Source organism: Phnomibacter ginsenosidimutans (assembly GCF_009740285.1).
Lineage (GTDB): Bacteria > Bacteroidota > Bacteroidia > Chitinophagales > Chitinophagaceae > Phnomibacter > Phnomibacter ginsenosidimutans.
In genome coordinates this window covers 2,232,269-2,258,079 of the sequence record NZ_CP046566.1, presented here as the reverse complement: position 1 = coordinate 2,258,079, position 25,811 = coordinate 2,232,269, and the positions used below count along the sequence as shown (strand labels likewise).

The 25,811-nt window shown below is 46.8% G+C and carries 23 protein-coding genes; 10 read left to right on the top strand and 13 right to left on the bottom strand.

Annotated elements, in window-relative coordinates; genetic code table 11:
• Positions 1 to 26: 26 nt before the first annotated feature.
• The 10 genes from iolG to GLV81_RS09805 all read right to left on the bottom strand — a co-directional run bounded on the left by iolG (position 27) and on the right by GLV81_RS09805 (position 8,290).
• Positions 27 to 932, bottom strand: coding sequence for an inositol 2-dehydrogenase (gene iolG, locus GLV81_RS09840; RefSeq protein ID WP_197428210.1), 906 nt, complete (start codon positions 930 to 932; stop codon positions 27 to 29).
• Positions 913 to 1,083 carry a hypothetical protein gene (locus GLV81_RS09835; protein ID WP_157478707.1) on the bottom strand — a complete coding sequence of 57 codons (171 nt, stop codon included), beginning with the start codon at positions 1,081 to 1,083 and terminating at the stop codon, positions 913 to 915. Before GLV81_RS09835 ends, iolG begins: the two co-directional genes overlap by 20 nt.
• A 45-nt stretch (positions 1,084 to 1,128) precedes the next feature.
• Positions 1,129 to 2,040: a TIM barrel protein gene (locus GLV81_RS09830; protein WP_157478706.1), complete on the bottom strand. Its 912-nt coding sequence runs from the start codon at positions 2,038 to 2,040 to the stop codon at positions 1,129 to 1,131.
• Positions 2,041 to 2,050: 10 nt separating this feature from the next.
• Positions 2,051 to 3,046 (bottom strand): aldehyde dehydrogenase family protein, encoded by a 996-nt coding sequence (locus GLV81_RS09825; protein ID WP_197428209.1) that lies wholly within the window; start codon positions 3,044 to 3,046, stop codon positions 2,051 to 2,053.
• A complete protein-coding gene (locus tag GLV81_RS19375) occupies positions 3,007 to 3,522 on the bottom strand; it encodes an aldehyde dehydrogenase family protein (RefSeq protein WP_197428208.1) in 516 nt (171 codons plus the stop codon). Before GLV81_RS19375 ends, GLV81_RS09825 begins: the two co-directional genes overlap by 40 nt.
• A 25-nt stretch (positions 3,523 to 3,547) precedes the next feature.
• Entirely contained in the window at positions 3,548 to 3,688 is a 141-nt protein-coding gene (locus GLV81_RS19370) for a hypothetical protein (RefSeq protein ID WP_197428207.1), read from the bottom strand.
• Between the two features lie 5 nt (positions 3,689 to 3,693).
• A complete protein-coding gene (gene iolD / locus GLV81_RS09820) occupies positions 3,694 to 5,412 on the bottom strand; it encodes a 3D-(3,5/4)-trihydroxycyclohexane-1,2-dione acylhydrolase (decyclizing) (RefSeq protein WP_197428206.1) in 1,719 nt (572 codons plus the stop codon).
• Between the two features lie 38 nt (positions 5,413 to 5,450).
• Positions 5,451 to 6,464 carry a 5-dehydro-2-deoxygluconokinase gene (iolC, locus tag GLV81_RS09815; protein WP_157478705.1) on the bottom strand — a complete coding sequence of 338 codons (1,014 nt, stop codon included), beginning with the start codon at positions 6,462 to 6,464 and terminating at the stop codon, positions 5,451 to 5,453.
• A complete protein-coding gene (gene iolB / locus GLV81_RS09810; protein ID WP_197428205.1) occupies positions 6,461 to 7,342 on the bottom strand; it encodes a 5-deoxy-glucuronate isomerase in 882 nt (293 codons plus the stop codon). The genes iolC and iolB overlap by 4 nt, the downstream gene beginning before the upstream one ends.
• A 111-nt stretch (positions 7,343 to 7,453) precedes the next feature.
• Positions 7,454 to 8,290 carry a class II fructose-bisphosphate aldolase gene (locus GLV81_RS09805; RefSeq protein ID WP_197428204.1) on the bottom strand — a complete coding sequence of 279 codons (837 nt, stop codon included), beginning with the start codon at positions 8,288 to 8,290 and terminating at the stop codon, positions 7,454 to 7,456.
• 406 nt (positions 8,291 to 8,696) lie between these two features.
• On the opposite strand from GLV81_RS09805, the gene GLV81_RS09800 reads away from it, so the two are divergent.
• Genes GLV81_RS09800 through GLV81_RS09785 form a run of 5 tightly spaced genes read left to right on the top strand, consistent with a single transcriptional unit; the run spans position 8,697 to position 14,887 of the window.
• Positions 8,697 to 10,574: a glycoside hydrolase family 97 protein gene (locus GLV81_RS09800; protein WP_246185917.1), complete on the top strand. Its 1,878-nt coding sequence runs from the start codon at positions 8,697 to 8,699 to the stop codon at positions 10,572 to 10,574.
• 8 nt (positions 10,575 to 10,582) lie between these two features.
• A complete protein-coding gene (locus GLV81_RS21235) occupies positions 10,583 to 12,067 on the top strand; it encodes a glycoside hydrolase domain-containing protein (RefSeq protein WP_197428203.1) in 1,485 nt (494 codons plus the stop codon).
• Positions 12,064 to 12,867, top strand: a complete 804-nt coding sequence (locus tag GLV81_RS21230; RefSeq protein ID WP_197428202.1) for a GH92 family glycosyl hydrolase — start codon at positions 12,064 to 12,066, stop codon at positions 12,865 to 12,867. Before GLV81_RS21235 ends, GLV81_RS21230 begins: the two co-directional genes overlap by 4 nt.
• A gap of 10 nt (positions 12,868 to 12,877) precedes the next feature.
• Complete coding sequence (locus GLV81_RS09790; RefSeq protein WP_157478704.1) at positions 12,878 to 14,329, top strand: glycoside hydrolase family 28 protein; 1,452 nt, start codon at positions 12,878 to 12,880, stop codon at positions 14,327 to 14,329.
• A gap of 36 nt (positions 14,330 to 14,365) precedes the next feature.
• Positions 14,366 to 14,887 carry a class IV adenylate cyclase gene (locus tag GLV81_RS09785; protein WP_157478703.1) on the top strand — a complete coding sequence of 174 codons (522 nt, stop codon included), beginning with the start codon at positions 14,366 to 14,368 and terminating at the stop codon, positions 14,885 to 14,887.
• Between the two features lie 33 nt (positions 14,888 to 14,920).
• On the opposite strand, the gene dnaG is transcribed toward GLV81_RS09785, so the two are convergent.
• The gene (gene dnaG / locus GLV81_RS09780) at positions 14,921 to 16,855 is read right to left on the bottom strand and encodes a DNA primase (protein ID WP_157478702.1); all 1,935 of its coding nucleotides are present in this window, start codon (positions 16,853 to 16,855) and stop codon (positions 14,921 to 14,923) included.
• A gap of 133 nt (positions 16,856 to 16,988) precedes the next feature.
• Here dnaG and GLV81_RS09775 point away from each other — a divergent pair, with 133 nt between their 5' ends.
• Both GLV81_RS09775 and GLV81_RS09770 read left to right on the top strand, forming a co-directional pair.
• Positions 16,989 to 17,957: a DUF6263 family protein gene (locus GLV81_RS09775; protein ID WP_157478701.1), complete on the top strand. Its 969-nt coding sequence runs from the start codon at positions 16,989 to 16,991 to the stop codon at positions 17,955 to 17,957.
• A 108-nt stretch (positions 17,958 to 18,065) separates the two neighbouring features.
• Positions 18,066 to 18,491 carry a hypothetical protein gene (locus GLV81_RS09770; RefSeq protein ID WP_157478700.1) on the top strand — a complete coding sequence of 142 codons (426 nt, stop codon included), beginning with the start codon at positions 18,066 to 18,068 and terminating at the stop codon, positions 18,489 to 18,491.
• A gap of 30 nt (positions 18,492 to 18,521) precedes the next feature.
• Here the strand turns inward: GLV81_RS09770 and ggt are convergent, their stop codons facing one another.
• Positions 18,522 to 20,225: a gamma-glutamyltransferase gene (gene ggt / locus GLV81_RS09765; RefSeq protein WP_197428201.1), complete on the bottom strand. Its 1,704-nt coding sequence runs from the start codon at positions 20,223 to 20,225 to the stop codon at positions 18,522 to 18,524.
• A 197-nt stretch (positions 20,226 to 20,422) separates the two neighbouring features.
• On the opposite strand from ggt, the gene GLV81_RS09760 reads away from it, so the two are divergent.
• Together GLV81_RS09760 and GLV81_RS19355 are read left to right on the top strand one after the other, a co-directional pair.
• Positions 20,423 to 22,129, top strand: coding sequence for a M14 metallopeptidase family protein (locus GLV81_RS09760; protein ID WP_197428200.1), 1,707 nt, complete (start codon positions 20,423 to 20,425; stop codon positions 22,127 to 22,129).
• Positions 22,108 to 22,926, top strand: a complete 819-nt coding sequence (locus GLV81_RS19355) for a hypothetical protein (protein ID WP_197428199.1) — start codon at positions 22,108 to 22,110, stop codon at positions 22,924 to 22,926. The genes GLV81_RS09760 and GLV81_RS19355 overlap by 22 nt, the downstream gene beginning before the upstream one ends.
• Before the next feature lie 68 nt (positions 22,927 to 22,994).
• Here GLV81_RS19355 and GLV81_RS21225 read toward each other — a convergent pair whose 3' ends face one another.
• Positions 22,995 to 23,126 (bottom strand): hypothetical protein, encoded by a 132-nt coding sequence (locus GLV81_RS21225; protein ID WP_281350667.1) that lies wholly within the window; start codon positions 23,124 to 23,126, stop codon positions 22,995 to 22,997.
• Between the two features lie 136 nt (positions 23,127 to 23,262).
• Here GLV81_RS21225 and GLV81_RS09755 point away from each other — a divergent pair, with 136 nt between their 5' ends.
• A complete protein-coding gene (locus GLV81_RS09755) occupies positions 23,263 to 25,779 on the top strand; it encodes a PIG-L family deacetylase (RefSeq protein WP_197428198.1) in 2,517 nt (838 codons plus the stop codon).
• Positions 25,780 to 25,811: the final 32 nt, after the last annotated feature.

Here is a 25,811-nt window from a genome sequence, read left to right as displayed (position 1 = left end):
GCTTCCATTTTATCATCACGGTCCCATCAAGATGCAACGGCAATACCATTGCTGGTTGGTTTCATTGTAGTAGCTAATACATCGGCAATGGCTACGGGCCTTCCTTCGAGCATCGATTTTTTGGCGGCTACAGCTATGCGGGTAGCGGCCAAAGCATCGGCGGCACCTACGGGCACAGGCTTGTTGTGCAGCAACGATTCAATAAACAATCCCATTTCGCGGAGATACGATTCTGCATACCGGTCCATGAAAAAGTCGAGCGGCAATGCCTGATGTATGCCAGTCTCGTTGTACAAAATATTTCTGTTGTGCTGGTTGTTTTCTACCTGTACCATGCCGGCACTTCCAAATACTTCAATACGCTGATCGTAACCGTACACAGCTTTGCGACTGTTATCAATCACCGCATACGTGCCGTCTTCAAATGTCAGCGTGGTGAGTGCCGTATCAATATCGCCGGCATCGGCTACAGCATGGTCAACCATCACCAGGCCTTTAGCAAAAACTTCCACTACTTGCTTATTCATCATGTAGCGGGCCATGTCAAAATCATGAATGGCCATGTCCATGAATAAGCCACCAGAATTTTTGATGTAATCAATGGGAGGCAACCCCGGGTCGCGGCTGGTAATTTTCACTATCTGCACGTTGCCCACTTTTCCGTCACGTACTGTTTCCCTGGCTTTCATAAAGTCAGGGTCGAAGCGACGGTTGAAACCCATCATGAGTTTCACATCAGACTGTGCAGCAATGCTGGCCAAAGTGGTAGTCGTTTCCAGAGAAAGGTCCATGGGCTTTTCGCAGAAAATATGTTTTCCTGCAGCCAATGCCAGTTCCAGCGATTTGGCATGAGCACTGGTAGGAGAGCAAATCAACACGGCCTCCACATCAGGATGATGAATGACGTCTTCCTCATTGTTCGAAAAAAACACGTTGTTGTATTTCGCTGTAAAATCTGCAGCAAGCCACTTGCGGATCTGCTACGGCCACCATTTTTGCATTCGAAAAATAGTGCATGATGTTTCTGAAATGGATTTTGCCAATGCGGCCAAAGCCCAGCAGACCAATGCCAATTTGTTTCACGGTGTAGTATTTTCTTGGTTCACAAAAGTTGAAGCACCTCGTTACTCAGAGTCCTATTTGGTGCAAATATTTTCTGTTGTTTTCAGCACATTGTTTTGGATTGCCCATGCCTGGCAACACATCTTGCTCCACCACAATCCATCCGTTGTATTCCCAATCGAGCAGCAATTGTTTTACAGCAGCAAAATCTACATTGCCTATGCCCAACTCACAAAACACGCCATGGGCCACCGATTGAAAATAGTTCCATTGGTTTGCTGCTGCCGCAGCTGCAACCGTTGGAGAAAAGTCTTTGAAATGCACATGCCAGATACGGCTTTTGTGCTGCTGCATAAATGCAACATGATTGGTGCCACCACCGAAAGAAAAATGCCCGGTATCAAAACACAAGCCGAGCAAATCCGGATCGGTCATCTCCATCAACAGGTTGATTTCCGTTGGTGTTTCTATATAGCCTGCACAGTGATGATGAAATACTGTTCGCATGCCATACGTTTCTTTTACAGCTTTGGCTACGGCATTGGCACCAGCTGCAAACACTTCCATGGCGGCAGTGCTCAATGCTGCGTCGGGTGTAATTCTGCCAGCGTTATTGGTTCTCTCATACACACTGCCATTTTCATCAGCTAAGACAATGAATGCATGACTGAAACCTGCGTCGTGCATGAGTTTAGCGGTTTTCAATGCTTGCTCTATGCCTGCAGTATGTGCCTCGGCCTGGCTCAATGCTACTGGCACAAAAGCGCCGAGCAAATCAAATGACCGTTGTGCAATTACTGCCTTCAATGCTGCCGGATCAGTAGGCATGAATCCCAAATCGCCCAGCTCTGTGCCGGCATATCCGGTTTCCTGCATTTCGTCCAACACCTGCGTGTAGCCCAGCGATTTGCCTTCGAGTTCAAACTCAAGTGCTCCCCATGAGCATGGTGCATTGGCTATTTTTATTGTTGCTGACATACAATCTGCTTTAAAATTTTCGTGTCCATTCTTTGGGCCAGCGTTCTACCACCACTTTGGTTTGCGTAAAAAATTCAATGGCATGTTTGCCTTGTCCGTGCAGGTCGCCAAAGAAACTTTCTTTCCAACCACTAAACGGAAACTGAGCCACAGGTGCTGCCACACCAATGTTGATGCCGATGTTGCCCGCCATGGCTTCGTTTCTGAATTTGCGGGCACTGCTACCACTGCTGGTAAACAGGCAAGCCATGTTGCCATAGTTATTGCCATTTACAAATGCAATGGCATCATCTATGGTTTTCATGCTCAACAATGTCATCACCGGACCAAAGATTTCTGTTTTCATGAGGCTGCTTTGCAAGGGCAAATTTTCAATGATGGAAGGACGAAGAAAATTGCCTTGCTCGAAGTTGCTGATGCTGGTGCCACGACCATCGAGCAGGAGAGAGCCCCCTTCTTTTTCACCCAGTGCTATCAAGTCTTCTATGCGTTGTTTGCTTTCTGGTGTAATCACAGGGCCCATTTCTACACCGGCTTCCAAACCAAATCCTGTTTTTCTGTTTTGCGCAGCTGCATACAAAGCATCCCGCATATTGCCATTGTCTTCTACTGTTATAATTACTGAAGCTGCAAGGCAACGCTGACCCGCACAACCATACACACTATCGGTAATAATTTGTGTGGTCATGTCCACATCGGCATCCGGTAAAATGATAACGGGATTTTTAGCGCCACCTTGTGCCTGCACTCTTTTTCCATGTGCAGTTCCTTTGGCGTAAATGTATTTGGCCACCGGCGTACTGCCTACAAAACTGATGCTCTTTACATCCGGATGTTCAAGAATAGCATCTACACTTTCTTTACCACCATGCACCATGTTTAGTAAGCCTTTGGGCAAATCCAACTGATGGACTAACTCAAATATTTTCATCATGGTGAGTGGCACTTTTTCTGATGGCTTCACAATCATGCTATTGCCGGTGGCAATGGCATAGGGTAAAACCAAAAAGAAATCATGGCAGGAAAATTAAACGGCGCAATGCATGCCGTTACGCCCAACGGCTGACGAATCATGTATTCATCAATACCTGATGCGATGTTTTCCAAAAACTCACTTTGCATGAGCATTGGGGCACCGCAAGCCACTTCTACATTTTCGATAGCTCTTTGCAATTCACCTTTTGATTCGGCCAATGTTTTACCGCATTCCAGCGTAATCAGCCGGGCTATCTCATCGGTATTTTCTTCCAGCAGTTGCTTGAGTTTGTACAATGGTTGTATGCGACGGAGTACCGGCACCCGCTTCCATTCTTCGTAAGCGGCCTGCGCTGCTGCCACAGCACTGGCTACGTCTTGTATGGTTGCATCGCCGTAGGGCACCTGTGCCAGCACTTCGCCATTGGCGGGGTTTACCACGGGCTTTGTGCTACTGCATTGGCTGCTTACCCAGGCACCGTTGATATAGTTTTGTAATACTTTCATGTTGGCAATATTTTGAAAATGGTTGTTAGAGGTATCTGCGTTTTTTCTGTCTGTTTTGGTTCAGACCTTTCAGGCTCTGCTGAATACTGCTAAGCCCTGAAGTTTCTGAAATGGGCACTTCCCACCAGCCAAAGCCACCTACACGATGTTCTCTGTCGGTGTTCATGTAAATCACCGTTGTACGGTCTGTTTTTTTGCTTGTACCAACGCTGCTTGCAATTCATCATGATTGTTTATCCGAATAACTAACGCACCATAGCTTTCAGCATTTGCTGCCAGGTCTACCGGCAGGTAGTTGCCATCGAGTTGTCCGGTGGCTGCATTGCGGTATTTATAGTGAGTACCAAATCCTTTCGAACCCAATGCGGTAGACAAACCACCAATGCTGGCAAAACCATGATTGTTGAGCAATACAATGGTGAGTTTAAAACCTTCTTGTATGGAAGTAATGATTTCTTGCGACATCATCAGGTAGCTGCCATCGCCAATCATCACGTACACTTCACGGCTGGGGTCGGCCATTTTTGCACCTAGTCCGCCGGCTATTTCATAGCCCATGCAGGAGTAACCGTATTCGAGGTGAAATCCTTTGGGGTCTGCGGTACGCCAGAGTTTGTGCAGGTCGCCGGGCAAGCTGCCAGCTGCGCAAAGCACAATGTCTTTTTCTTTGGCAAAACTGTTGACCGCACCAATCACTTCTCCCTGACTCAGCAATGGTGCATGACGATAATCGTACACTTGTTGCACCTGCTTATTCCAACTGCGGTTGTACCTCGCAACAGTTTTAGCATAAGCTTCCGGTACCGTGTAATTGCCCAATAATTTGCTGAGTTCGATGATGGTTTCACGGGCATCGGCTACCAATGCCAATGCTCCTTGTTTGTGTGAATCGAACGCAGATATATTGATGTTGATGAACTGTACTTTGTTGTGCTGGAAACCAGACTGCGACATGCTGGTGAAATCGCTGTATCGGGTACCAATGCCAATTACTACATCTGCTTTCTCGCAGATAGCAATCGCACCTGGTGTACCTGTTACACCCACTGCACCAAGGTTTTGCGGTTCATCGTACCGCAGTGAACCTTTGCCAGCAAAGGTTTCTGCTACAGGTATGCCCGTTTTGTTGACTAACTTTTTCAGTGCTAAGCTGGCGTCGCTATAAATAACACCTCCACCTGCAATGATGATGGGTTTCTTGGCTTGCGCAATCAACGTGGCTGCTTGTTTGAGCAATGCCCGGTCGGCCAATGGCCGCTGCACGGTCCATATTTTTTTGGCAAAAAATGCAACGGGAAAATCGAATGCTTCTGCCTGCACATCTTGCGGCATGCATAATGTAACTGCGCCGGTTTCAGCAGGCGAAGTAAGAATGCGCAATGCTTTTGGCAACGCAGCCATCAGCTGTTCCGGCCGGTTGATGCGATCCCAGTATTTTGAAACGGGTTTGAAACAATCATTGACAGACACATCGTTGCTCTGCTCACTTTCCAGTTGTTGCAATACAGGGTCAACAGAGCGGTTGGCAAAAATATCGCCCGGCAACAACAGCACTGGCAATCGGTTGATGGTGGCGGTTGCCGCACCTGTAATCATGTTGGTAGCACCCGGACCGATAGAGGTGGTGCACACAAAAGCACTCAATCTGTTTTTCACTTTGGCATAAGCAATGGCACTGTGTACCATGGCTTGCTCATTGCGGCACTGATAATATTTGAAGGAAGGATTTTCCAGCAAAGCCTGCCCAATACCACCCACATTGCCATGGCCAAAAATGCCAAAACAGCCTGCAAAGAAGGGTTGCACCAAACCATCACGTTCTACGTATTGCTGCTGCAAATACAATAATGTGGCTTGTGCTACGGTCAATCGTTTGGTGGCTTGTTTCATAGGTTGTTGCGTTATCGCTGTTCGTTGTTTTGAGTTAATTACAATCCGCCTCTTTGTGCTACAAATGCCATCAGTTCATCGTAATAAGGCATATCGTTGGCACAGCCGGGTTTTTGTACCACCCAAGCACCACTGGCATTGCCCATGCGGCAACATTTGTACAAATCCCATTCTTGCAGATAGCCATAAATAAAGCCGCTGGCAAAGGCATCGCCAGCACCAAGTACATTCAAAATGTCTACCGGAAAACCCGGTACTTCTGTAACGCTGCCATCTTTCAAATGAATGCTGGCACCTTTGGCACCACGTTTTACAATCAACACCTTGGGACCTGATTGCAGTATCCGTTGAATGGATTCGTCGATGTTGCCCTTGATTTCAGGAGCAGAAATTTGTTGGTGTTTGATTTGTACTTGTTTAGCATCCTGCAGCGTGGCAGCGAGTATTTCTTCTTCTGTGCCAATGGCAATTTTTACCTTGGGTAAAATGGCTCTCACCATCAATCCAAACGAACGAAGATCTTTCCATTGGTCTGCTCTGAAATCGATATCAAGCACCACATCTACAGCATTGTCGTAAGCTGTTTCGATAGCATAGAAAACCGCACTGCGACTGGGTTCTATGTTCAGCGCCGTGCCAGATACTTCAAGCACTTTGTATTGCGGAATATTCGCTGCAATCACATGATCAATCGTTACCTGACTATCGGCACAGTTGTCGCGGTAGTACACCAACGGAAAACGGTCGGGAGGTTCAATGCCCAAAACCACAGCACTCGTTCTGGCGCCTTCAATGCGGGGGATAGCACTGGTGTTTACATTTTGCTTTTCTAAAAAATGAAGAATGAAATCACCAATCTTATCGTGGCCAACTCCTGTAAGCAATGTGGCTTGTGCACCCAACCTTGCTGTACCTACGGCAATGTTGAGTGGCGAGCCACCTACAAACGCATCAAAACCTTTGATGTCCACAAAGTCGGCACCAATATTTTGTGAGTACAGATCAATGCTGGATCCGCCAAAAGTGATTAGTTCAAAAGCTCGTTGCGTCATATGGTAGAATCTTCGTTCATAGCTGCAGTTACAAGTGGCACCCGCGGATCTTTTCCTGTCCATGCATCAAACATCCATACATGGTTGGGGTCGGGTGTATTGGCCAGCGATTGATCGGAGCCGGCCAAAAAGTTGAGGTAGTAGCAAGGGTAGCCATGACCAGCCACCACCGGATGATAACCTTTGGGTACCAGCACTACATCATTGTTATGTGTTTTAATCACTTCATCCAAACTACGGTCTTCTGTATACACTTGCTGTATAGCAAATGCGCCATCGCCCTGCATTTTGAAAAAGTATAACTCTTCCAGTGCAGCTTCCAATAGTTGTCCGTCGGCACTGGTATTTCTTTCATCATGTTTATGTGCCGGATAGCTGCTCCAGTTGCCAGCTGGCGTATACACTTCTACTGCTACCAGTTTGCTGGCCCCAAAGCCGGGTTCTATCAGGCTATTGATTTGCCGTGTGGCATTGTCGCCACCCCGTATTTCTATGGCTGCTTCTGCAGGCGTTTTAAATTTTGCAGGAAAATCAGCATCGGCTTTGCACCAACCTGCCGCAATGTCTAGTACAGGTGAAGTAGCGGTGATGAAGAAGTCGGTATGGCGTGGCAAATACAATGTGTGTGCAATGCCTGCAAACACATGCTTTCTGCCATTGCTGGTTGCCCAGTTGCCTTTAGAAGTTGTTGCTGAAAAATTGCCACTCAGCAAAATGAATCCATATTCATTGTCGCCGGTATTGCCAGTCCATGTGTCACCTTGCTGCATTAGCCGGGCTTCCATGTTCAGGTGTGTCCAGCCGGCATCGGCGGCTACAATTTTTTGGTAGCAGCCTACTGGCATTGGTTTTCTGATGAGTGGCGATTGATAACTCATGCAATGATTGTTTTTAATTCAGCTGCCTTGCCGCTGGCACCCAATACTTCAAAACGTTCAGCCAATAACTGCTGGCAGGCCTGCATGTATGTTTTTCCCGGCAACACCGGGTCAAACCTGATCTGGTTGTGTATGAAAAAAAGTACGATATACACTGGCCCACAATAAGCGGAGGTCGGTAGCAATATTCACTTTGCAAATACCCAGTTGTATGGCTTTTTGTAAAGCATCAACACTAACACCACTGGCATCCTGGCGCAGCTTACCACCATGCTGATTGATATTTTCAATGGTGGCAGGATCTACCAACGATGCACCATGCAACACCAACGGGAAGCCGGGCAGTGCTTGTTGTATTTGTTGCAATACATCAAACTGCAAACCTTGCTTGCCGCTAAATTTATAAGCACCATGGCTGGTACCCACAGCAACTGCCAGACTATCGCACTGAGTTTGTGTTACAAAAGATTTGGCTTGTGCTGCATCAGTATATTTTGCATGTGCTTCATCTACGCTCAGATCATCTTCTACACCTGCCAGTACACCCAGTTCTGCTTCAACAGCAATGCCACTGGCATGAGCCATGTCTACCACAGCTTTGGTACGGGCTACATTCTGCTCAAAAGGATCATGTGATGCATCAATCATAACGGCGTTGTAACCTGCTGCAATGGCAGATGCTGCATGTACTTCATTGCCATGGTCTAAATGAATAGCATGTACCACATCGGGGTAAATGTTTGCCGCGGCAGTCACCATGGCATGCAGCATTTCCGGATGGCCGTAGTTGCGGGCTGCAGGTGTAAGCTGAACAATGATGGGAGCGTTGCTGGCCTGAGCTGCTGCAAACAATGCATGTACCTGTTCCATATTGAACACATTTACAGCCGCAATAGCATAGCGGCCATAGCAATGTTTAAATAGCGTATTAGTAGAAACAGGTTTCATGAATGGTTGTACAATCGTTTTGGAACTGGCTATCTGTGTTGCTGTTTTGGGTAGGCACACTTGCGGGATTATACCTTCATCATCAACGGACAGAGAGTTATGTAGGGTGGCCGTATCAACTACTCAGCGATGCGAGGCAATGCAGTCGGTCTTTTCTACGCTTCTTGTTGGCAAAGCAATGGTTCGTTGCGTAGTAGTCGGTTCACTGTTGGACAATGAAATGCGGCTTTCTCAAAAGTACATTTCTAATTATGCCAGCCACATTTAGTTACTTAACCGTTTTCGTAAATTGCCGGGGTTGCAAATCTGCATCCTTCTATTTTTAAATTTCCGTATGAAAAAGTATTTCTGTGCTATAAGGCCCGCCTTCATGTGGGCAGTGATAATGCTGTGTAGCCAAATCCCTGTGATAGCACAACAGGCTAGCCAGGTGAGCAGTCCCGATAAGTCTATTGCCGTCAACATCTGGCTCTCGAAAGGTCAGTTGCAATATGCTGTTTTCCGGCAGCAGGCCGAAGTGTTGCAGCCTTCATTGCTTGGCTTATCAACCAGTGCCGGCAATTTTGTAACACAGCTGCAATGGGTGAGTGCCAGCAAACCCATGTTGGTACAAGAAACGTACAACATGGTCAATGCCAAGAAGCAAAACATTCGCTATGTAGCCAATGAAATAAAAGTGGTGGTCAAAAATGCGCAGCAGCAATCCATGCACGTGGTATTTAGGGTAAGCAATGATGGCGTGGCTTTTCGATATGTATTGCCATGGATCAATTCAACAACAACCATACTAGAGGAGCACACTACTTATGCATTGAGCACTGCTGCCAAAGGCTGGTTGCAACCTATGAGTGTGGCCAAAACAGGATGGGAACATTGCCATCCTTCTTACGAAGAAAAATACATGATGGGCATTGCGGCTGGTACGCCATCACCCATGGCAGGTTGGGTGTACCCGGCTTTGTTTAAAACCGGCAACAACTGGCTGATCATTACCGAAACAGACATGGACGGCCGCTATTGTGGTACAAGGCTTAGCAACGATTCCGGAAAAGCGATATACAAAGTCACCTATCCCGACCCCCGTGAAGTATTTACCAATCTGGGCCACTTGCCACAATACAGTTCGGCTATGCAATCGCCATGGCGTATTCTCACTATTGGTACTATGGCGAGCATTGCGCAATCTACACTTGGTACAGACCTGGCACCTGCTGCAGCCAAAAAAGATTACAGCTTTGTGCAACCGGGCAAAGCATCGTGGAGCTGGATCAATTCGAAAGATGATTTCATTGTATATGATGAGCAAAAAAGATACATCGATTACGCTGCGCAAATGAAGTGGCAATACTGCCTCATCGATGCAGACTGGGACACAAAAATTGGGTATGAAAAAGTGCAGGAGTTGGCGAAGTATGCGGCTACTAAAAATGTAGGGCTATTGCTGTGGTACAATTCTGCCGGCGATTGGAACACAGTAAAATATCATCCCAAAGGATTGTTGCTCACAAAAGAAAGCCGGCAGCAGGAGTTTGCCCGATTGCAAGCCATGGGTATAAAAGGTATCAAGATTGATTTTTTTGGTGGCGACGGACAATCGATGATGCAGTATTACATTGACATTTTGGAAGACGCAGCGGATTATAAATTACTCATCAATTTTCACGGAGCCACACTTCCACGTGGCTGGCACAAAACTTATCCTCACCTCATGACGGCAGAAGCCATCTACGGTATGGAAATGGTCACCTTTGAGCAATCGGCCGCCGACAATCAACCTGCACATTGCACAGTCATTCCTTTCACCCGGAATGCTTTTGATCCCATGGATTTTACGCCCATGAATTTGTACAGGTTAACACATTCTAAATCAATCCGTCGTACTTCCGGTGCTTTCGAACTGGCCTTGTCTGTTTTGTTTTTGTCGGGTATTCAGCACTATGCAGAAAACCCCGATGGTATGCGTCAGGTGCCTGTGTTTGTGCAGGAGTTTTTGCAGCAATTGCCCAATCATTGGGAGGATGTGCGTTTGCTGCAAGGCTTTCCCGGAAAAGAAGTGGTGATGGCGAGAAAGAGCGGCAACAAATGGTACATCGCTGGCATCAACGGTGAGGCAAAAGCCAAGAGCTGGGCATTGAATCTGCATCAGTTTGGAAAGTCGACAGCGACCATTATTACAGATGTAGAAAATGGTCAGTTGTTTGGTCAGCAAACAATCAACATTCATCAGGCACCGCAACAGCTTTCCGTAAAAGGTTATGGTGGCTTTGTAATGGTGCTCGAATAAATCATGTTATGCGGAGCAAATTGTTGGCCAAGCCTTTTGTTGTTGTGCTGTTGCTGCTTTGCCGGCAAGCAGTAGCACAACCATTGTGGCAATATGTGCAACCCATGGCGGGCACTGCGCCAGCCACTACACCTGCTGCTGTAAAACACAGCGAAGCTGGTGGTACCGAAAAGAATGCCAACACCATTCCTGCGGTGGGTTGGCCCTTTGGCATGACACAGTGGGTACCTGAAACTCGTACCACAGAAACCAAGTGTATTCCACCTTATCTCTACACCGATCAGCAACTTACGGGCTTTCGGGCAACGCACTGGATTAGTGGCTCCTGCATGCAAGATTATGGCAGCTTTACTATAGTGCCGGTAGTAGGCAAACTGCGGACAACAGCAGCAGCATATGCTACTCCTCTTGAGCATGCCAGTGAACAATCGGACCCAACACAATACAACATACGTACACAGAGTTATGCTGCTGCATTGACAGGTACACTCCGGGCTGGCATTATGGAATTTACCATGTTGCAAGATGATAGTTTGTACCTCTTGTTGATTCCAAATACGGATTATGCAAAAGGCTTTGCCAGTGTAGATGCAACCACAGGAACCATGCAGGGGCGAAACGATGTGCACCGCATTTATCAGGGATGGGGTAAGCCTGCCGGTTTTAGCGGATGGATGTATGCATCGACAGACATAGCGCCTGGCGTAGCAGGTTCTTTTGTACAGGAAAAAATATTCTTCAATGCATCAGTTCATGAGGTAAAAGGAATGGGTGTTTTTGTGGGTTATCATTTGCGTAAAGGCGAAAGGGTTACGCTTCGCATGGGTACCTCTTTTACCAGCATTGAAAATGCCCGGCAAAACTTACAGGCTGAAATTGGCACTGCTTCGTGGGCAAGCATTCAACAACAAGCCGCTGCTGAGTGGCAGCAGGCTTTGGGCACCATTCGGGTGACAACCAGCAATGAACAATGGAAGCGGATATTTTATACTTCGTTGTACCATAGTTTTCAGCAGCCCCGCTTAATGAATGATGAGAATGGAGCTTATCCGAAATTTTCGGGCAATGGAGAAGTAATGCAGTTGCAACAGGGCAATTACTACGACGATTTTTCGATGTGGGATATTTACCGGGCACAACTACCGCTGTTGAGTATTGTGGATACATCATTGACAAACAGCTTTGTCCGCTCCATGATTTTGAAAGCAGAACAAGGCAAATGGTTGCCTATTTTTCCTTGCTGGAATAGTTATACCAGTGCCATGATTGGCGATCATGTAACTGCATTTATTGCATCGGCATATAACCGGGGCCTACGCAATTATGATGTACTAAAAGCATACGGCTACATGCGGCGCAATGCTTTTGAAGTAGCCGATAGTTTGTCTTATGTAAATGGTGTTGGCCGACGTGCCATGGATTCCTGGCTTAGGTATGACTACATTCCAATGGAAGACAGTGTGCCCATCGCATTTCACAAAAAGAGCAAGTGAGCCGCACCTTGGAATATGCTTTCGATGATTATGCATTAGCTACTATTGCAAAGCAGTTGGGCTTTCAAAAAGATGCAGCACAACTACAAAAGAGTGCCAGCAATTATAGAAATGTTTTTGATAAGCAGGTAGGCATGATGAATGGCCGATACGCCAATGGCAGTTGGTATCAACCATTTCAACCAGATGTACGATTGCCGTTTATTACAGAAGGCACAGCAAGGCAGTACAGCTTTTATGTACCGCATGCCGTGCAAGACCTTGCCACGCTAATGGGCGGTTCTGCTGCATTGGAAAGCGCTTTAGATAGTTTGTTTACCAAAGCTGAATATTGGCATGGCAACGAACCCGGCCATCAAATTCCGTTTATGTACAATTTCACGGCTTCGCCCTGGAAAACACAACTGCATGTACGTGATATCTTATTGACTGAGTACAGCGATGGTGCCGGTGGACTAAGTGGCAATGATGATGCAGGGCAAATGAGTGCCTGGTATGTGTTTGCCGCCATGGGGTTTTATCCGCTTAATCCGGTGAATGCTGAATACATGTTGTGTGCACCTTTATTTGATTCCATTGATATTCAACTGCCGGCTGGGAAAAGTTTTTCTATTCGGTGCAGTAAAAAAAGTGCCGAAGATCAATACATACAAAATGTTCGCTGGAACGGTAAACTGTACTCAAAAAATTATATCACCCATGCCATGATTGCAAACGGTGGTGTGTTGGAAATTCAGTTTGGTAGTAAGCCCACCACTTGGGGTAGTAAGCCCGAAAATCGTTCTGCAGAAAAATGGTAAAAAAATCAAGATGAAAAAAATCGTTCGATACGTTTTAGGATGCTGCTTATTGCTAGTTGGTCATGCAGGCATGAGCCAGCAGGTGTTTAATGTGCAGGCTTTTGGTGCCAAAGGCGATGGCAAAAGCAATGACGCCGCTGCGTTTCAAAAAGCTATAGATGCCTGCCATAAGGCGGGTGGTGGCAGGGTACTGGTGCCTGCATCTAAAACCTTTTTGTGTGGACCATTTCAACTGAAGTCGAATGTAGAATTTCATGTTGCGGCGAATGCAGTGGTGAAAGCGAGTCCGGATGAGCAGTTGTATAAGGTATCAGCTTTCAGGAAAAACCCGGGTGAAGGCACCATTTGGATTGGTGCTGAAAAGGTAGAGAACCTTAGCCTGACAGGAACCGGTACAATTGATGGTAACGGTATTGCATTTATGGGTGCTGAAGAAGCGGACGCTTACGTGTTGAAACCTTTTCATGTGCTCGATCCAAGACCACATGTGCTCACAATTATTGGCGGCAAAAACATCCGCATTCGTGATGTGCATATTGGTAATTCAGCTTATTGGACCATACACCTGATTGGTTGCGATGATGTGGTGATTTCGGGCATCACGCTGAAAAATAGTTTAAAGGTGCGCAACAGTGATGGCATTGATATTGACCACAGCAAAAATGTTCGCATCAGCGATTGCTATATCGAAAGCGGCGATGATTGTATTTGCTTGAAAAACAGAAGGGAGTTTGAAGAGTTTGGCGTATGCGAAAACATTGTGGTTACCAATTGCACCATGACTTCCCGCAGCTGCGCCATCAAGATTGGTTCTGAAAACATGGATACCATACGGCAGGTGTTGGTGAACAATTGCATCATTAAAAACAGCAACCGGGGTGTAGGCATTCAGCATCGTGATGAGGGTGTGGTGACTGATGTCGTTTTTTCCAACATGATTATTGAAAGCCGTTTGTTCAGCGATGTATGGTGGGGTAAAGCAGAGCCTATTTACATCACTGCATTTAAAAGGGCTAAAGTGAACCACAAAGATGCTAACTGGCGATTTCCTGCAGGAGCGACTGAAGGCCGGGTGGGCGTGGTGCGCAACATTACATTTAGCAACATCAAATGTGTGGGTGAAAACGGTGTGTTTGTAAGTGCCGAGACTGCAGATAAAATCAAGGATATCTTTTTTGATGGCGTAGATGTACAACTCCACAAAACCACCAGTCTGCCGGGAGGTTTGTACGACCGCCGCCCTTGTGAAGCAGATGGATTTGTAACAGGTTCCACTTCTGGTTTTTATTTTGATAAGGCCAGCAATATTCGTTTGCGAAACTGTAGTGTAAGTTGGGGCACTCAGCTACCTGCCTATTTCAATTATGCTGTAGAAAGCTATGCAGTAGCGGATTTACTCATTCAAAATTTATCGGGTACGGCAGCTAAAGCAACGTTGCCTGCTGTAAAAGAAGTGCAATAGCATTGGCATGCATGAAGGTTGTATTTTGCCGGCATTATGGCAGCACACCTGAATGTAGAAATTAAAGCAACTTGCGACGATTTAGAAAAAGCCAGGGCCGTTCTTATGGCGGCGGGAGCCGATTTCAAAGGCACCGATCATCAAACCGATGTGTATTTTAACTGTCCCAACGGGCGGCTTAAACTTCGCCGTGGCAATATTGAGTATTCACTTATTTTTTATGCAAGGGAAAACAGTGCCACACCCAAAGGTTCTGCTGTAAACATGACACAACTGCATGGCGATAGTCATGACTTACAATCGGTGCTGGCAGCTGCTTGGGGCGTAAAAGTAGCCGTGCACAAAGCCAGAGAAATATACTTTATCGACAATGTGAAATTTCACCTGGACAATGTAGAAGGATTGGGCACTTTTGTTGAAATAGAAGCCATTGATATAGATGGAAATATTGGCGCAGCCAAGCTTCATGAGCAGTGCAATCACTACATGCAGTTGCTGGATATTCAGCCTTCACATTTGCTTACACATTCGTACAGCGATATGCTGGAAAAGCAATAGCAGCTCTGTATTTGGTAAACATTTCTGCCCAGCTTATTTCAGGATAACCGTACCCAGTACAGAAGTAATTTCCCGTTCAAACTTTTTGAGCTCAATGTGCAGTTCAATCAACTGCTGCTGTACCAATGGATCTTTTTCATGCTCCAGCTCCTGTTGGTTTTGCTCCAGCATTTGTTTCAGTTTGCGCAGCTTAAAATAACTCACCGATAAGTTGGCATCTTTCCGGCTTTGCTCAATATCCGACATGCGGCGGCTCTGAATCATCTCCTCCCATTTGGGGCTGATTTCGTATGGAAACTCCAGCAGCGAAATCACCAGGCGGTTGAGTGCTTCATCGGGGTAGTACACGAAAGATTTTTCGGTAGGCTCCAATCCGGCATCGTACCAGCTTTTGTAGAGCAGGTACACTTTTTCCAATTCGGTATTATCGAAATGAAAGTTTTCGAGGCTGTTGAAAATGAACTGTGCTACAGTTTCTTCACTTTCTTCCTGCAGGGGCAGCAAGCCATACAGCAGCAGGCTTTTCACCACGGCACGTTCTTGCAGTTCGTTGGTGAGCAGCAATGCAAGGTTGGCATCCACCACTTCATCGGGCATTGTTTCTGCCTCTTGCAATGGCGATTGATCGGGCAGGTTTTTACGCTGCTCTTTCTGCAGTTTTTCCCGGATGTACTTGTTGACGAGGTTAATCAAACCTTCCTCGTCTACCTTCAGCAAACTTGCTGATTGGCGGATGTAATCTTGCTGGCGGGAGAAGTCTTCAGCCTTATCAATTTTGCTAATGCTTTCTGCAATGCGGTTGACTACCTCACTTCTTTTTTGGGAGTCATTGCCTGCTTCTTTCAGCGCCAGTTCTGTCTGAAAAAGAATGAAGTCTTTCTTGTTGTTATTGATGTATTCGTTGAATTCATCTTTGCCCACTTTTTGTACATAGCTGTCTGGGTCTTCGCCATTGGGCAACAGTACCAAACGTACATACAAACCTTCGGCCAGTGCCAAGTCCAAACCACGCAAGGCCGCTTTGATACCCGCAGCATCACCATCGTACAAAATGGTAAGATGCTTGGTGTAACGTTTTATCAGCCTGAGCTGGTCGGGTGTTAATGAAGTACCACCACTGGCCACCACGTTTTCTACACCGGCCTGGTTCAAACTAATAACGTCTGTATAACCTTCTACCAGCAAGCATTCATCTCTTTTCTCAATGGCTTGACGGGCAAAATAAATACCGTAGAGAATTTTACTTTTTACATACAGTTCATTCTCTGGTGTATTGATATACTTCGGTGCATTGTCTCTGTTTTTAATGAGACGGGCACCAAAGCCAATGATTTTACCAATGTGGTTGTGAATGGGAAAAATAATCCTGTCGCGGTAATTGTCTTGCAGGCCATAATCCCGCTGCGATACCAAACCGGTTTTCAGTAGCAACTCTTTATTGTACTGATTGTGCAATGCGTCTTTGGTAAATGCATCCCTTTCGTTGAGGCAATAGCCCAAACCAAACTTTCGCATGGTTTCGTCGGTAAAACCCCGCTGTTGTAAATAGCTGTATGCCACTGCCTGGCCCATCTCATTTTCCCAAAGCTGCTCTGCAAAATATTTTTGCGCATACTGGTTGATGATGTACAGGCTGTCGGCCGTTTGCTGTCTTTCTTTGTATTCAGGATCAACTTCCGTTTCCTGAATTTCGATATTGTATTTTTTAGCCAGCCAACGCAGGGCTTCTGCATAGCCCAGCTTTTCGTGCTCCATTAAAAAGCTGATGGAGTTGCCGCTTTTGCCACAGCCAAAACACTTGTATATTTCTTTGGAAGGAGAGACCGTAAACGAAGGTGTTTTTTCGCCATGAAAAGGGCAGAGGCCAAGGTAATTGGCGCCCCTTCTTTTGAGCTGCACAAAATCGCCCACTACTTCGAGGACGTTGATGCTGTTGATAATGCGCTGTACGGTTTCCTGACTAATCACAGAGCGAAAGTAACGGCAATTTTGAATAAGAAGCGGGGCATTTCTATTTGTTTCAGCCACTTGTCAATTAGCAAATGGCAGTCACGTGGACTATTCACTTTCAGCCGGTATCTTTGGCGCATTCCACACTGTCATGAAACAATTTTGTCAAGCATTACTCTTGTTGCTGTTGGTAGCTGCTACTGGCTGCCGCGAAGGAAAATACGATTTGCGTTTTCAGCCTGCTGATGATTCCCGCTACCGGCTGCAAACAGATGTTAGTGGCAAGGTGACCATTAAAATGCTGGGACAAGAGTTGAAGCAGCCCATGAATACCCGCATTAGTAGTTTGCTACGGTTTGATACCCTGCCCGATGGCAACACACAGGTGGCTTTTGCCTATGAGGATTACAACCTGAGTCAGGGGAAGGATAAAACCATGTTTTCGCTAGACAGTCTTTCGCAGAAAGATTCAGCTGCTTTGCGGGTAATGGATATGATGACGGGAATTGAGTTCACGGCAACTATTTCACCCAAAGGTCAAGTGCTGACAAAAGTATCTACCGATAGTTTGTGGAAAGTAGTGGAAGCTGGCTTACAGCCCTTGGAAGAACAGCTACGCAAGCAACTGGCTACTGCACTTCGCCCATTGATAAATGACGACATGATGAGCGGCATGCTGGAGCAATGTTTTTATGTGTTGCCCGGCAAAAAAGTAAACGATGGTGCCAAATGGAAAAATCAGATTCGGATGAAGGCCATTTTTACCATGGTTATCAATAACGATTTTGAATTGAAGTCGGTGAAAAATGGGATCGCAGAAATAGCGCTGACATCAACCATTACTAATGCTGATCAGCAGGTGGCCATGCCCGGTTTGGCTTTGGCTAGTCCGCCTTCATTGGGCCAGCCCAAAGACAATACGGCATTCGACATCATGGGTATGAAACTGGATGCAGATTTTAAGGGCAAACAACAAGGCTTGATTTATGTTAACCTTGGCACGGGCTTGATGCAAACAGCTCGTTTGCAGCAACAGTTGTCTGGTATTTTTAAAATCAATTCCATTGAAATTCCTATGGATATGGACATGAAGATTGATTACAAACTGGATGGTTTATAGTCAGCAGTTCATTAGAATTCTGTTCACAAAATCTCTTGTTAATCAATGGGGCTGTAACATTCTGTAAACATTACCGTCAGGAAATTTAGGCTACACAAATCAATGCCTATGAAACTGACTGTTACACTGCTCGCAGCCTCTTTGGCTGTTGTTACTTCCGGCTGCATTAAAGAAGGTTACCGCACAGCCGAACGCCGCATCCTTGGCGAATGGCGCATCGACGATGTGAACCCTATGGGTTGGGGCGGCAACTCGGCCCGTATACCTTTCAACAATGGCCGGTTTACATTTTACGACAACGGTACGCTGAGTTATGTAAATGACAACAATCAGCAGTTCAGTGGCAGCTGGTACATCAACCGGCGCTGGCAAGATGATGAGCAATGGCTCAGCATGCAAATCACTGCTGTAGACTTTGTAAACCAGCAAGTGCTGTCGCAGTTTTACGAAAACCTTGATTTCAGAGGCCGTAACCGATTACGTGCAGAAACCCAGCAATCCACCCGCAGGTATGTTACTTATTTCAGAAGATAATTAGGGGAGTTGCAATAACTACTGTAGCGGTTACCAACCGGCCACACTGTCGTCGCCGCGTTTGTCGCCCACTACTTCCAGTTTGCCGTTGGGTTTTACCAAAATCATTTCGGTAGCACTCCAGGCGCCACTTTCTACAATTTTGTAGCCCATGGCTTCCAGCTGTTTGCGTACATCCAGCGGAAAATCTTTTTCCACCCGTACTTCATCGGGTTGCCACTGATGGTGAAATTTTGGTTTGTTTACTGCATCAAAAGCATTCATGTTGTAGTCCACCACATTAACGATGCTTTGCAAAACGGATGTAATGATGGTAGTACCACCGGGTGTTCCTACCACCATAAATGGTTTGTTGTTTTTCAGTACCACAGTGGGAGTCATGCTGCTCAGCATTCTTTTGCCCGGGGCAATGGCATTGGCTTCGCCACCAATGGCGCCAAACATGTTGGGTACGCCCGGTTGCACACTGAAGTCGTCCATTTCGTTGTTGAGAAAAAAGCCGGCACCACCTACAACCACTTTGCTGCCATACCCACCGTTGAGGGTAGTGGTTACACTTACTGCATTGCCTTCCGTATCCATCACACTCAGGTGGGTGGTTTCCATGCTTTCTTTAATCACTCCGGGTTTAATGTTACTGCTTACTGATGCTTTGGTGCTGTCATAATCGGCCATGCGTTGCTGCAAATAGGCAGGGGCAACCAATCCTTTCATCGGTACTTTGTAATAGTCGGGGTCGCCTAAGTGTTCGGCACGGTCGGCATAGGCACGACGTTCAACTTCGGTAATGAGCTGCACACTTTTTGCCGTTTGAAAACCATAGCTGGCCAGTGGCCGGTTTTCCAGCATCTTCAGCATTTGATGAATGAGTATGCCGCCGCTGCTGGGGGGCGGCATCGAAATGATTTCGTAGCCCTTGTACATAAATACAACCGGCGTTCTTTCTATGGCTTTGTAATTTTTTAAATCGGCTTTGCTGATGATTCCGCCGCCACGTTCCATTTCATTCACAATCAAATCGGCGGTTTCGCCTTCGTAAAAACCCGCCTGGCCTTTGTCACGAATGCGTTTGAGGGTATTGGCCAAATCGGTTTGTATCAAGGTATCGCCGGCCTGCCATTTCTTTTCTCTGTAAAAAACAGGCAGGCTAGTATTCACTCTCTCCAATTGCTGCTGCAGATTGTTCAGGCGGTTGGCTTCTCTTTCAGTAATTACAAACCCTTTTTCTGCCAAATCAATAGCGGGTTGAATCAATTTTTTCATAGGCAGTTTGGCATATTTGAGCGATGCAAACAAACCTGCCGGTGTACCCGGCACACCGCTGGCCAGGTGACCGCTTTGCGATAATCTGGTATTGGCCTTGCCCGTTGTTGCATCTACGTACATGTTTTCGGTGGCTTTGCCCGGGGCCATTTCACGGTAGTCAATGGTTACGTTTTTGCCGCCTTTGAGGTGCGCCACCATAAACCCACCGCCACCAATATTGCCTGCCGTGGGATACACCACAGCCAATGCCCACTGGGTTGCAATGGCCGCATCTACCGCATTGCCGCCTTGCTGCATTACATACATGCCTGCCTCACTGGCCAAAGGATGAGCACTGCTCACTGCCGCTTTGTTGTACTCGGCATGTTTTACCAATTGATATTGAAAGCCATTGGGCTGTGCCTGCAACAGCTGAACTGATGCCAGCAGTAAAAAAGACAAGGATGCAAAACGAGCAATCGTTTTCATAAGCAGTGAAATATTGTGGAAGCCAAATATCAGGGAAAGATGGGAATGCTACTGCATCGCTTTTGCGATTGGTAGGAAGAGAAAGCCCTTGAATTTTCCACGAATGGAGGTCATTTACTACCAAGGTTTCTGCGGTTCTGTCGTCCAACAGGCTGCAAAGCTTTTTTCCTTAATCTTTGTTGTCCTACTTATCTGGTATGAAAAAAATAACTGCTACTCTTTGCTTGCTGCTGTTGGCCGTGTTTGGCATCGCACAAAGCATTCCTTCGCCCAAGTCATTTTTAGGCTATGAAATTGGCGAACGTTTTACGCCCCACCACAAAATTGTGGCCTACTTTGAAGCCTTGGCCAAAGCTGCCCCTGCACAAATGAAGCTGGAGCAATATGGCCGCACCAATGAAGGCCGCCCCTTGTTGCTGGCCACTTTTGCCAGTACCGCCAACATGGGCCAGCTGGAAAGCATCCGCCAAAACAACCTGCAACTGGCAGGATTGGCAGCGGGTAATGGTCAGGTAAATGGTACCGCCATTGTGTGGATGAGCTACAACGTGCATGGCAACGAAGCCAGTAGCAGCGAAGCGGTCATGAAGACGGCCTATTTTTTACTCACCGATGCCAAGGCGCAAGAGTGGTTGAAAAATACCGTGGTCATTATTGATCCTTGTATCAACCCCGATGGCCGCGACCGCTATGTAAACTGGTACAACAGCGTGGTGGGCGACCGTATGAATGCCGACCCATCATCACGGGAACATGCGGAGCCCTGGCCCGGTGGCAGAAGCAACCATTACAACTTCGACCTCAACCGCGACTGGGCCTGGCAAACGCAGGTAGAAACCCAGCAGCGCATTCCTCAATACAACAAGTGGATGCCGCATGTACATGTCGATTTTCATGAGCAGGGCTTCAACGAACCCTACTATTTTGCGCCAGCCGCTGAGCCTTTTCATGAAGTGATTACGCCCTGGCAGCGCCAGTTTCAAACAAGTATTGGCCGCAACCATGCCAAATATTTTGATGCCAACAACTGGCTGTTTTTTACCAAAGAACGTTTCGACCTGTTTTACCCCAGCTATGGCGATACATGGCCTACTTACAATGGCAGCATTGGCATGACCTATGAGCAGGGGGGTATTCGTGCAGGTCTTGCTATCCGCAACGAAGACGGTGACACCCTCACCTTGGTTGACCGTGCCGAACATCATTTCACCACCGGTATTAGCACCGTAGAAATTGCTTCAAAAAATGCTACCGGTTTGCAGCAAAACTTCCAGCAGTTTTTTGCCAATGCCCGTACAAACGGCGTAGGGGAGTACAAAACTTTTGTGGTGAAAGAAAAAGGCAACGAAGGCAAAATCAAACGTCTTACAGACTTGCTCACCAACAATGGTATTGAATGGGGCTATGGCGCTGCTGCACCTGCCAAAGGTTTCAACTATATCAGCGGTAAAGAAGAAGTTTTTAATGTAGAGAAAGGCGACATCGTCATTAGCACCGTGCAACCACGTGGCACCATGGCCAAAGTGTTGTTTGAACCCACCTCAAAAATTACTGATAGTGCTACATACGACATTACAGCGTGGAGCATTCCTTACGCACATGGCCTCAAGGCTTTTGCTGTAAAAGAAAAACTTACTGTGAACAAAGCCGTGCCTGCTATTTTGATGATGCCGGTGGTGCCACCCATGCAGTACGGTTATTTGCTGCCTTGGCGCAGCAATAGCGAGGCCAATTTTGTAGCAGCTTGTCTCAAAGCTGGCATTAAGCCACGGGTAGCGCAGCGTTCATTTGAGTATCAGGGCACCACTTACCCTGCAGGTACAATAATCTTACTGAAGACATCGAACCAGCATGTGGCCAACCTCGAAAAAAGATTGCGGATTTGGCAACCGATCATCGGGTAACCCTGGTACCCGTGGCCACTGGATTTATGGACAAAGGTGCCGACTTTGGTAGCCCCGATGTGAAAATTATGCATGCCCCACGAGTGGCTATGGCTACAGGTGAAGGCACCAGTAGTCTGGGTGCCGGCGAAGTGTGGCATTACCTCGAAAGAGATTTGCAATACCCGGTAACGTTGATTAATGCAGCTAACCTCAACAGCATTGCATGGCATAAATACGATGTGGTGATTTTGCCAGAAGGTTACAATTACAAACCCTTGTTTGATAAAGATGGTGCTATGAAGAAATGGATTCAGCAGGGTGGTAAACTCATTGTAATGGAAAATGCAGTGAGCCAGCTGGTGCAAGCCGATTGGGGCCTGAGCAATAAAAAAGAAGCCGACGAAAAGGATGGTTTGTACGACAATGTTCGCCGCTACGAAAACCAGGAAAAAGAAAGCCTGCAATACAACAACCCCGGCAGCATTTTCAAAGTAGAGGTAGACAACTCACATCCGTTGGGCTATGGTTTCGATAAAACCTATTTTACCCTCAAGGCCGACAACAATGTGTACGAGTTTATGGAGAATGGCTGGAATGTGGGTGTCATTAAAAAAGAGGCACAAATAGCTGGCTTCACCGGCAACAAAGCCAAGGCACAACTGAAAGATGGCGTACTGTTTGGCGAAGTGCCTGTGGGCCGTGGCTCTGTTGTGTTCTTTGCCGACGATGTATTGTTCCGCAACTTTTGGGAAAGTGGCAAGCTGCTGATGGCCAATGCACTGTTTATGGTCAACTCTGGCAACGCCGCCCGATAACAATAAAAAAGCGACCACTGCAAAGTGGTCGCTTCAACTATGGGTGAGAGCTCACTACGTGAGTAATATTAACGGATAAATCCGCGGCCACATTTTTGTTTGCCATTGGCTGCTGCCTGAATGCTCATGCCACCAGAGCAACTGCTAACCAGCAAGGCTACTACGAATAATGAAAGAAGGGCGAGGCTAAAACGTCTCATAGTTTAAATTGGGGGTTTGGGGTTAATCAGATCACTGTGAATATATCAAGCATCGTACCAGAAAAAAACAATGGTTTAACACCGACCAATTATTTTTTTTAATCATCTATTGAAGCCATAGAAAATCATGTGTCTGTTGAATAAATTCAAAATAATACTGGCCACAGGATTGGGGATGCTGGCGGGTTTTGCTGCGTTGGCGCAAGTGCCGGAGACACCCTCCGCCGGTCAAATATTGCAGGACATCAAGAAGCTGAAAGTGCTGGGCAGTGTGTTGTACATAGCTGCTCACCCCGATGATGAGAACACCCGTCTGATAGCCTGGCTGAGCAATCATGCCCTGTATCGTACCGGCTACCTTAGCCTTACCCGTGGCGATGGTGGCCAAAACCTGATTGGCGATGAGCAAGGCGTAGAACTCGGACTCATTCGTACCCAAGAGTTGCTGGCTGCCCGCCGTATAGATGGCGGTGAACAGTTTTTCAGCCGGGCTTTCGATTTTGGTTTTAGCAAAAATCCTGAAGAAACGTTTCGCATTTGGGATAAACAAGCCGTGCTCAGCGATGTAGTGTGGGTGATTCGCCAGTTTCGCCCCGATGTGATTATTGCCCGTTTTCCCGAAGATGGCAGAGCAGGTCACGGTCACCACAGTGCCAGCGGCATCATGGCCCGTTTGGGTTATGAAGCAGCAGGCAATGCCGATGAGTTTACCGACCAGTTTGGTAAAGGAGCCCGTGTGTGGCAGCCCAAGCGGGTGCTTTGGAACACGTTCAATTTTGGCAGCGCCAATACCATTGATAGTACTAAACAGTTTTCGCTGGAAGTGGGACAGTACAATACGCTGACTGGCAAAAGCATTGGCGAACTGGCCGGTGAAAGCCGGAGCCAGCACAAGAGTCAGGGTTTTGGCGTAAGCCGCCAACGGGGCAACTCCAAAGAATATTTTAGCCTGGTGGCCGGAGAGCCCGTGAAGCAAGGATTGATGGATGGCGTAACCACCAGTTGGGACAGGGTGAAAAATGCAGAAGGTATTGAAGCCATGATCAACGGCATCATTCGCTTGTACGATATGGAGCATCCTGATGCCAGTATTCCTGCCTTATTGCAATTAAAATCAAGGTTGCTGGCCATTCAACCCTTCGACCAATGGGTGAAAATTAAACTGCGGGATTTGGATCGCATTATTCAGCACTGTGCAGGTATTTATGCAGAAGCCATTGTAACGCAACCTGCAGTGGTGACAGGCGATTCTGCCAAGCTAATGCTCAACATCATCAACCGGTCAGATTTTCCCATGAGCATCCGTACCATTGGTTTCAACGATAAATTTCAAGACATACAAAAACCATTGCCGGCAAATGTGTGGACACAAATTCCTTATGCTGTGCCGATGGGTAACAGTTTGTTGGAAACACAACCTTATTGGTTGCGCATGCCCAAGAAAGACGGCATGTTTGATGTACAAGACCAGCAGTTGATTGGTAAGGGTGAAAATGAGCCGCCAACATTGGAAGTGTTCATCGCATTGGGCAATCGTGTCATCAAAGTAAATCCCAGCATTCAATACAGAGTGGTAGATCCGGTAAAAGCAGAATTGTACAATCCGATACACGTCACCAATCCGTTTTTGTTATACAACGATCCGGGTGTGTTGCTCTTCCGGAAAAACAGCAGCGACAGTGCTACGTTGCAGGTAAATATTCAATCGGTAAAAGCCGCCAATGCCGCGTCGCCCAACATTTTGCTGAGCGGTGCCAACTCTGGCTACAAGCAGCAAATGCCACAGTCGGCCATGCAGTTTGCTGCCAACGATAAAAAGACAATCACCTTGAAAGTACCCAATTACATGAAGGGTACAGGTAAGGAAGAAGATGTGCTGCATTTGTCGTTCAAACCCGGTGGCAGCTTTGGTGATGCCGAGTTTTTCAATGCCCGCCGTATGATTGAATACGACCACATTCCCACACAAACCTGGCACTATCAGGATGTGGTGAAAGTGTTGCACATCGATTTGAAAACCGTTGGCAAAAAGATTGGTTACTTACCGGGTGCCGGCGATAAAATTCCGGAGGCCTTGTTGCAAATGGGCTATCAAGTGACAGAGTTGAAAGAAGCCGATTTGAAACCCGAATTGCTGAAGCAATTCGATGCTGTGGTGATGGGGGTACGTGCCTACAACATTCACGATTATTTGGCACAAGCCTACGAAGGTTTGATGACCTACGTAAAAAATGGTGGCAACCTGATTGTACAATACAACACCAACAATTTCATCAGTTCGTTGAAAGGGAAGATGGCGCCATACCCATTTAGCATCGGCCGGACACGTATTACCGATGAGCAATCTCCGGTGCAGTTTTTATTGCCGAATCATCCGGTGTTGAATTTTCCGAATAAAATCACCACTAAAGATTTTGAAGGCTGGGTGCAGGAGCGAAGTGTGTACCATGCAGAAGGATTGGATGCCAACTGGCAATTGCCTTTGGGCCTCAACGATCCTAATGAACCCATGCAAAATGGTAGCCTCGCTATTGCGCCATATGGCAAAGGCAACTTTGTGTACACTGCTCTGGTTTTCTTCCGCGAACTGCCAGCCGGTGTGCCCGGCGCCTACCGCTTGTTGGCCAATCTCTTGGCATTGCCCAAACATTAGCGTAGTGTTGCTGAAGCATTTCCATTATCATT

What these genes read in the sequence shown, in the direction of transcription:
- iolB (WP_197428205.1), bottom strand. Translation starts at nt 7,342, where the DNA reads ATGAGTTATCAATCGCCACTCATCAGAAAACCAATGCCAGTAGGCTGC.
- GLV81_RS09770 (WP_157478700.1), top strand. Translation starts at nt 18,066, where the DNA reads ATGAAACTGACTGTTACACTGCTCGCAGCCTCTTTGGCTGTTGTTACT.
- GLV81_RS19375 (WP_197428208.1), bottom strand. Translation starts at nt 3,522, where the DNA reads ATGAAAGTATTACAAAACTATATCAACGGTGCCTGGGTAAGCAGCCAA.
- GLV81_RS19370 (WP_197428207.1), bottom strand. Translation starts at nt 3,688, where the DNA reads ATGAACACCGACAGAGAACATCGTGTAGGTGGCTTTGGCTGGTGGGAA.
- GLV81_RS21225 (WP_281350667.1), bottom strand. Translation starts at nt 23,126, where the DNA reads ATGAGACGTTTTAGCCTCGCCCTTCTTTCATTATTCGTAGTAGCCTTG.
- GLV81_RS09830 (WP_157478706.1), bottom strand. Translation starts at nt 2,040, where the DNA reads ATGTCAGCAACAATAAAAATAGCCAATGCACCATGCTCATGGGGAGCA.
- GLV81_RS09760 (WP_197428200.1), top strand. Translation starts at nt 20,423, where the DNA reads ATGAAAAAAATAACTGCTACTCTTTGCTTGCTGCTGTTGGCCGTGTTT.
- GLV81_RS21235 (WP_197428203.1), top strand. Translation starts at nt 10,583, where the DNA reads ATGCGGAGCAAATTGTTGGCCAAGCCTTTTGTTGTTGTGCTGTTGCTG.
- iolD (WP_197428206.1), bottom strand. Translation starts at nt 5,412, where the DNA reads ATGAAACAAGCCACCAAACGATTGACCGTAGCACAAGCCACATTATTG.
- ggt (WP_197428201.1), bottom strand. Translation starts at nt 20,225, where the DNA reads ATGAAAACGATTGCTCGTTTTGCATCCTTGTCTTTTTTACTGCTGGCA.
- GLV81_RS09790 (WP_157478704.1), top strand. Translation starts at nt 12,878, where the DNA reads ATGAAAAAAATCGTTCGATACGTTTTAGGATGCTGCTTATTGCTAGTT.
- GLV81_RS09785 (WP_157478703.1), top strand. Translation starts at nt 14,366, where the DNA reads ATGGCAGCACACCTGAATGTAGAAATTAAAGCAACTTGCGACGATTTA.
- iolC (WP_157478705.1), bottom strand. Translation starts at nt 6,464, where the DNA reads ATGACGCAACGAGCTTTTGAACTAATCACTTTTGGCGGATCCAGCATT.
- GLV81_RS09775 (WP_157478701.1), top strand. Translation starts at nt 16,989, where the DNA reads ATGAAACAATTTTGTCAAGCATTACTCTTGTTGCTGTTGGTAGCTGCT.
- GLV81_RS09805 (WP_197428204.1), bottom strand. Translation starts at nt 8,290, where the DNA reads ATGAAACCTGTTTCTACTAATACGCTATTTAAACATTGCTATGGCCGC.